The following is a 3,951-nucleotide window of genomic DNA, read 5'->3' as shown; positions in this document are numbered from 1 at the left end:
TATCACCGCCTGCAACTATTTCTGTTGCTATCTCCCCCAACTTCTGCTGTTCCCAATCGTCAATAAAAAAGATATATTGACTAATAATATACAATATTTTTATTTTTTACTTTTCAAAAATATAAGCATTTTATCTAACTCATTTATGTTTTTCTTATTTTTAGATAAAAATAAGAAAATTGTCAAGTTAAGTGTTGAATTGCAAGAAATACAAGTAAAGAATTTGGACAAGAAAAAGAATAGTCTGTCATTATATCACAAAATATCATTGATTTTAGTAGATGAATTAGAAATGTAGTAACGTTAATGATAGATGATAAGAATAAAAAATAAATATATAAAAGAGAATCTATTCAAAAGTAAGGTGTAATGAATTATAGTGATTTTTTACTATTATGGATAATAAAAGGGTGTATCGCATATTTCTTTTTTAGTACAGCGTGATATAATTGAGCATGAAAGTATTTTGATAAAAGGTTAATATATAGCGTTTATTTGTCAATGTTATATAAAAATGTATGCATCTCAAATGTAAATATTTTTGTTAAAGTTAGTGTGTACTTTGTGCAATGAGAAGGAGAAAATATATTATTAACAGAATGAAGATAGTTTTATTTGTTAATAAGAAAAGGAGAAAAAAGAATGATTACATCAGAGGAAATAAAATCACGTTTATGGAGTGGTGCGAATGAACTACGTGGTTCAATGGATGCCACTAGATATAAGGATTATATGTTAGGCCTTATGTTTTATAAATTTTTAAGTGATAAAACACTTAAAGAGTTTGCAATAGCTTGTGGTCTTTCTGCTACGGATAATTGGTATGATGAATATTGTAATGCATATTTAGAGTATGGACAATCAATTGAAGATATGATTCAAAATATGGTAGGGTATTGTATACGTCCGGAGTATCTTTATCATACGTGGATTAAAGATATGAATTCAGGGCATTTTGAAGTGCAGAAAGTAATGGATAGTTTGAATCAATTTGAACGTAGTATTTCTGTAACAAGTAGAGCGAATGATTTTCAAGGTCTTTTTGCAAATTCAACACTGGATTTATCAGATACATCTCTTGGGAGTAATTTGAATGAGCGTAGTAAAAATATTCAAGCTCTTATTCGACTGTTTGAAGATTTGGATATGGTTTCTCTTCAAGACGGTGATGTGCTTGGTGATGCGTATGAATATTTAATTGGACAATTTGCTATGGAATCAGGTAAGAAGGCTGGAGAGTTCTATACACCTCGACAAGTCAGTGAAGTCATGGCACAAATTGTAACAACAAACGATACAATAAAATCTATCTATGATCCTACTGTTGGTTCTGGCTCGCTTCTTTTAACAGTAAAACAACATTTAACAAAGGAAGAACAGAAAAAACTTGAGTACTATGGTCAAGAGAAAAATACAGCGACTTACAACTTAACACGTATGAATTTATTACTTCATGGTGTTGAACCTAATAAAATGAATATTAAAAATGGCGATACTCTTTCTCAAGATTGGCCGGAAGATCCAGAACGTCCAAATGAAGGTGTTCAGTTTGATGCAGTTGTTATGAATCCACCGTATTCTATTAAAAATTGGAATCGTTATGGACTTAAACCGAGTGATCCACGTTTCGAAATTGCGGGAGTTCTGCCTCCAGATTCAAAAGGAGATTTTGCTTTCTTACTTCATGGTTTGTATCATTTGTCTATAAAAGGACTTATGGCAATTGTTTTACCTCACGGTGTTTTGTTTCGTGGTGCAGCAGAAGGAGAAATTAGGAAACGTTTAATAGAGAAAAATCAAATAGATGCTGTTATTGGACTACCAAATAATCTTTTTACGAATACGGGTATCCCAGTATGTATTATTATCTTGAAGAAAAATCGTGAATTAAATGAACCAATTCTGTTTATTGATGCTTCACGTAATTTTGTTAAAGAAGGAAAACAAAATGTTCTTCAAGAAAAAGATATTGCAAAAATTGTTGATGTTTATAAAAATCGTACAGAAGAGAAAGGGTATAGTCATTTAGCATCACGACAAGAGTTAATAGAAAATGAATATAATATGAATATTCCACGTTATGTGGAAGCTTCTGATGAAGAAATTCCTCATGATGTTGATGCACATTTATATGGTGGCATACCAGAAAAAAATATACAGTCTTTAAAAGTTTTAAATGAAACGGTTCAGGATATTTTAAATAAGGCGTTTATTGAAAAGCGTCCGGGCTATTTAGAGTTAAATCAATCGCTCGAAGAACTTTCTGAAAATATTTTTTCGAGTCGTGCTATACAAGAAAAATCACAAAAAATTAAAGCAACTATTGAAAATTATATCCAATGCTATTGGACAAAATTGCATCAACTAAACTATAAAAATAACGTAAGTATGATAAAAGCAAGTATGCTTGAAGATATTAAAAAGTGTCTGGAAGAATTTGGACAAATTGATATTTATGAAGGGTATCAAATTATTGCAGAAATGTGGAAAAATGCATTGATGCATGATGCGGAACTTATTGAGCAATTAGGATTTTATCAAGCTGGACGAACACGTGAACCGAATATCGTATCAAAAAAAGGTAAAGAGAAAATTCAAGATGGTTGGAACGGAGCAATTATTCCTAATAATCTTATAGCTGATTATTGTTATGAACGTGAACAAGAACAGATTACAGCACTAAAATCACGTCTTTTAGATATTGAGAGTGAATTGAGTGAACTTTTAGAAAATGCTAAAGTAGAAGATAGCGAGGAGAATATGATTCTTGGTGATTTTCTGAAAAGAAATAATGAAGGTGAGATACAAGATAGTTTTGATAGTAAGTTGATAACAGCAGGGATGAAAGAAGTGACAAAAGGGTCAGATGAATATAATCTTTTAAAAAATGTATCTAACTTATTAAAAGAAAAAACATCTATTGGTAAGGAAATCAAATTAAAAGAACAAGAAGTGAAAGAATCAGTATGGAATCGTATAGAGAATTTAAGTGATGAAGAAGTTGATGAACTTTTATACCAAAAATGGTTTGGCTCTGTTATTGAAAAAGTTTTACTTCTAGTAGAAAAACCACTAAAAAAAGAGATTGCTGTGATTGATGAGTTAAACAAACGTTATTCAGATACATTAGATGATATAGATGATGAAATATTAAAACTTGAACAGGAGTTTGAAAAACTGATGAGTGAATTGGTGGTGCTTTAATGGTGGAAAACAACAAAAAAATACCAAAAAGACGCTTTAAACAGTTCAAAAATGCTGATGCTTGGGAACAACGTAAGTTGGAAGATTTCGGTAAGTCTACTGGAGGGACATCTATTGAGTCTGAATTCGATGAACTTGGCAAATATAAAGTTATAAGTATTGGATCATATTCAGAAACAAACCAATATACCGATCAAGGCATCAGAGCAAACAAAACAAAAAAGACTGAAAATCGTATTTTGAACAAAAATAATTTAACAATGATATTAAATGATAAGACTGCTTCAGGGAACATAATTGGTCGAGTTTTACTGATAGATTCTGATAATTCCTATATTTTTAATCAACGGACTGAAAGAATTGAAGTTTATGAAAATGAATATCTACCAGAATTTTTATATCAATTTTTGAATGCTGATAATATTCGTGGGAAAATTATTAGTGCTTCTCAAGGAAATACACAAATATATGTAAATTGGACTTCTATTAGAGAATTAACTTATGAAATTCCTGTATTGAAAGATGAACAAAGGAAAATTACAGATTTATTTAATCAACTCGACAACCTCATCGCCTTTCACCAGCGTAAACTTAATAAGTTAAAAACGTTAAAAAAGGCTTATTTATCAGAAATGTTTCCCGCTGAAGGAGAGCGTGTGCCAAAACGCCGTTTTTCTGGTTTTTTTGACGATTGGGAACAGCAGAAGTTGGGGGAGATAGCAACAGAAATAGTTGCAGGCGGTGATA

The 3,951-nt window shown here is 30.9% G+C and carries 2 protein-coding genes; both read left to right on the top strand.

The genetic code is table 11. The features are described 5' to 3' along the window. Positions 1–642 precede the first annotated feature (642 nt). Positions 643–3,204, top strand: a complete 2,562-nt coding sequence (locus GMA11_RS08955) for a type I restriction-modification system subunit M (protein WP_163546798.1) — start codon at positions 643–645, stop codon at positions 3,202–3,204. After that, on the top strand, positions 3,204–3,951 hold a 748-nt coding region (locus GMA11_RS08950; RefSeq protein ID WP_205422933.1), incomplete at its 3' end, for a restriction endonuclease subunit S. The genes GMA11_RS08955 and GMA11_RS08950, both read left to right, overlap by 1 nt.

The sequence above is a fragment of the Granulicatella sp. zg-ZJ genome, from assembly GCF_010892355.1.
Classification (GTDB): domain Bacteria; phylum Bacillota; class Bacilli; order Lactobacillales; family Aerococcaceae; genus WM01.
Note: the sequence above shows the minus strand (reverse complement) of the source record. Positions and strands in the feature narration are given on the sequence as shown.